1 protein-coding gene is annotated in these 350 nt (G+C 47.4%); it reads right to left on the minus strand.

Annotated elements, in window-relative coordinates; all coding sequences use genetic code 11:
- Positions 1 to 350: HipA domain-containing protein (locus tag CWB98_RS23470; protein WP_138546976.1), on the minus strand; the 350-nt coding region annotated here is incomplete at both ends.

Here is a 350-nt window from a genome sequence, read left to right on the forward strand (position 1 = left end):
AAAAGCGCTGCATTTTCTTGTTTGCGCTGATCCAATGTCTTAGCAATCGCAGACACTATTGTTTTACTGATCCCTTGCTGCTGTGCAAGATACGTAAATTGGCTGATGGCTTCTGCTACTTCTTCAATGACTTGCTGTGCATCATGCCAACTCCGATAGCCAGCACTGGTCGCTAGTTTTTGCATCACTTTAAGCGGTGGCGCTTTACCATAACCTCCGAACGCAGGGGCGTGTGCGTTGAATGGATGTGGGCTGTAAGTAACATCGTAAAAAGGTGCAGGATCCCATTGACCGTCATCCGCTTGCAAAAACGCCCAGTTTTTACTGTGGTCGTCTTGATTAGACGACAG

This window comes from Pseudoalteromonas rubra (assembly GCF_005887115.1).
GTDB lineage: Bacteria > Pseudomonadota > Gammaproteobacteria > Enterobacterales > Alteromonadaceae > Pseudoalteromonas > Pseudoalteromonas rubra_F.